Origin of the sequence: Phyllobacterium sp. (assembly GCF_037994405.1) — a bacterium.
Classification (GTDB): Bacteria; Pseudomonadota; Alphaproteobacteria; order Rhizobiales; family Rhizobiaceae; genus Phyllobacterium.
In genome coordinates, this window is the sequence record NZ_JBBNAN010000201.1 from 1 (window position 1) to 3,003 (window position 3,003).

Here is a 3,003-nt window from a genome sequence, read left to right on the forward strand (position 1 = left end):
GAAAATGCCGATAATAGGCGAATCTGGAGCGTTTTCGATTGTAGCCTGAATGTCTACAATCCCGATTAAAAGCCTATTGTGGCGACCTATTCAATAGTACGCCTTGAAAAGAGAGTGGACTGCAGACTAGCTAAATATTCCCTCTTATTTCCAATAGTTATACGATTTGGCAAAAACAGGAATGAAAGTGGCCAAACGACGATCACCGCTTCGCGCCCCGAGAGAGGACATTATGCCCTCAGCAAATACACTGAAAGCGGACCCCCTAAATCAATCCTTCGCAGGCGGTCTTTCGTAACAGGGCGCGCTTACCGAGTGAACCCTTCGCTCAGCTTAGCCTTGCCGAGCCCAAACTATGACGGTAATTTTTACCGCTGTTGAAATACCGCCGCAGCGAGACCCCGCCTGCCAAGGTAACAAGCCAATTGGAGGATCAAGTCGTGAGCACAGCAACACCAGAACATATCATGCAAGTTGGGATGGGTTTTTGGGCATCCAAAACGCTCTTGAGTGCTGTCGAACTAGGGGTGTTTAGTACATTGGCAAATGCGCCGGCCGACCTGCCGACGCTTCAAAGGAAGCTTGCGCTGCATCGGCGATCAGCCCGAGACTTTCTCGATGCGCTGGTGGCGCTCAAGTTGCTGGAGCGCGAGAACGGCGTCTACAGCAACACTGTCGATACGGACCTCTTTCTCGACCGAGCCAAGCCATCCTATATCGGCGGTATCCTGGAGATGGCAAATGCCCGGCTCTATGGCTTCTGGGGATCGCTCACGGATGCCCTGCGCACGGGCGAATTGCAGAACGAGGGCAAGGGTGGAGGAGAAAACTTCTTTGCGGCAATTTATGCCGATCCGGAACGATTGCGGGGATTTCTAAGCGCGATGAGTGGAATAAGCGCGGGGGCAGCCAACGCTATCGCCGCCAATTTCCCATGGCAAGATTACAAGACCTTCATGGATCTTGGTTCAGCTCAGGGCATGGTTCCTGCCACTCTTGCCAGCGCCCATTCCCACCTGACCGGTATCGGTTTCGACCTCCCCGCGGTTCAATCAGTCTTCGAGGAATTTATTACACGTCGCGGAGTGAAGGACCGAGTGCGGTTTCATGGTGGAAATTTCTTCGAGGATCCCCTGCCGAAAGTTGACGTCATCGTCATGGGTCACATCCTCCACGATTGGGACCTTACCCAGAAAAAGATGCTTCTAAGCAAGGTATTTGATGCTCTTCCGAAAGGCGGCGCAGTCGTTGTTTATGATGCCGTCATCGATGATGATCGCCGCAAAAACGCTTTCGGTCTATTGATGAGCTTGAATATGCTGATCGAGACGCCCGGCGGGTTCGACTATACGGGAGAAGACTGTCAGGCCTGGATGCGTGAAGCCGGATTCTCAAAAACGTGGTTGAAACCACTTGTGGGTCCGGATTCGATGGTGATCGGATTAAAATAGCTTGTCCAAGTGCGGTTTGCCGTTGCATGCCTCAGCGCGATGGCGCGAGTTCCGCTAAGCTTATGAGCCGGGCTTTTCAGCCACAGTGCGCTGGCTTATCGAGCCACTATTCGAAAGTCTGAGAATTACCTAACTCAAAGGATAGATGCAGACATCCGCTGCCCGAGTCAACGCACTACTCCCGATCAATCTGAGCCCACGCATATTCGTCGATAGCGGCCTCTCCGCCGCGACCCAACATATTCAACAAGGTCCGCCGCTTGTAGAGATTTGATGTCCCGACGGGCTGTCTTCACGCTCACTTTCCACGCCATCGCGATATCTACTGCTTTACAGCGCCGCCCTCCCCTTCCAACCGTTGTATGAACCATCGTTGGCGCCGGTTGAGTTCTTCGCCATCAGGGTCATTTTTAGAGACATGACCTGCCAGCCAATGCTTGACCGTACGCTCGCTTGCTCCAGTAAGCCGCATTAATTGTTTGACCGCGCGATGGCTATCGCCGTGCTCCTTGCGCAGGAGGTCAGACATCGTATCGGCGTAGGAGCGATGCCCCGCCAGTACTCCTTTCCACATCGGCAGCCTCCTGCCCTTTTTCGGCAACCTGTTGCAGGCGTTTCGGGGATACACTCATATCACGACCAACCGGTCGGACTTTGCAGTTTCAACTATTGACGTCATCCAAACGCGAGGAAAGTGGTTTGACGGATCGGCCTTCATATCTATGCCCAAGGCGAAGATATCCGCGCCAGATTCATCGTGCATCTTTCGGATTTCACTACGGATCGTTCAGCCACGCCGAGCCGAGTGGACGCGAGCAAAGCGTCGCGACATTTTTGGCATCAATGTGCAAGGCTCTGTCCCAATCCGCAAATTCCTCACGAGCCGCCGCGTGGTGCGCGCCATTCGGACGTTCAACCTGACGCATGAACCGGGGGCGGAACGCCTATCAGGCGAGCCATTGCTACAGCGTGGCGGATTGCATGCAGGCAGATTGAGGGGGTCTTTAATGCGCGCCATCCTGGCGAACTCGCAGGCGCCGTCGCGGCCCCATTTCGCGAGGTCGAAAAGACAACGGAGGCGCACTTGCACTTGACTGTCTCGGCCTAACGACGGCGCCAACCTCGGCCGGTGTGCGCCTTCATCTCCGCCGTCTTGATCCATAATTGCTTCGCCCAATAGCAGACATTCGAAGACAGCCCTTGTTGGTCGGCAGCGCGCAATGGGCGGACATCGAGCGAGGCCGTCGTGCGTTCCTAAAAAAACAAGAAAATTGCTATCTGACCTTGATGACGACCTTGCCCTTGGCACGTCCTGTTTCGACGTAAGCCAGAGCCTCATTGGTCGCTTCGAAGGGAAAGACCCGATCGACAACCGGGCGGATCGCTCCGGATTCGATAAGGGAGGTGATCCCGCTCAGTTGGTCACCTTGGCCTTGGTCCGAAATAGAGGCGTCAGGCCTCGAGGAAGGACAGGGCTTTGGGGACGAAATCGGCGTGGTTCTGGAACACGCCGCCATGCCCGGCATCCGGATAGATCACCAGTTGCGCCCCA

At 54.8% G+C, this 3,003-nt stretch carries 2 protein-coding genes and 3 pseudogenes; 2 read left to right on the plus strand and 3 right to left on the minus strand.

Features of this window, described 5'->3' with window-relative positions:
- The first annotated feature begins 440 nt into the window (after positions 1-440).
- Complete coding sequence (locus AAAC48_RS11325; RefSeq protein WP_340654270.1) at positions 441-1,451, plus strand: methyltransferase; 1,011 nt, start codon at positions 441-443, stop codon at positions 1,449-1,451.
- Between the two features lie 322 nt (positions 1,452-1,773).
- Here AAAC48_RS11325 and AAAC48_RS11330 read toward each other — a convergent pair whose 3' ends face one another.
- Positions 1,774-2,025 carry a hypothetical protein gene (locus tag AAAC48_RS11330; RefSeq protein WP_340654271.1) on the minus strand — a complete coding sequence of 84 codons (252 nt, stop codon included), beginning with the start codon at positions 2,023-2,025 and terminating at the stop codon, positions 1,774-1,776.
- Positions 2,026-2,169: 144 nt separating this feature from the next.
- On the opposite strand from AAAC48_RS11330, the pseudogene AAAC48_RS11335 reads away from it, so the two are divergent.
- Positions 2,170-2,447: pseudogene (locus AAAC48_RS11335) on the plus strand (hypothetical protein); the annotation flags it as partial.
- A gap of 278 nt (positions 2,448-2,725) precedes the next feature.
- Here AAAC48_RS11335 and AAAC48_RS11340 read toward each other — a convergent pair.
- Together AAAC48_RS11340 and AAAC48_RS11345 are read right to left on the minus strand one after the other, a co-directional pair.
- Positions 2,726-2,881: pseudogene (locus AAAC48_RS11340) on the minus strand (zinc-binding dehydrogenase); the annotation flags it as partial.
- A gap of 22 nt (positions 2,882-2,903) precedes the next feature.
- Positions 2,904-3,003, minus strand: a pseudogene (locus AAAC48_RS11345) (alpha/beta hydrolase); the annotation flags it as partial.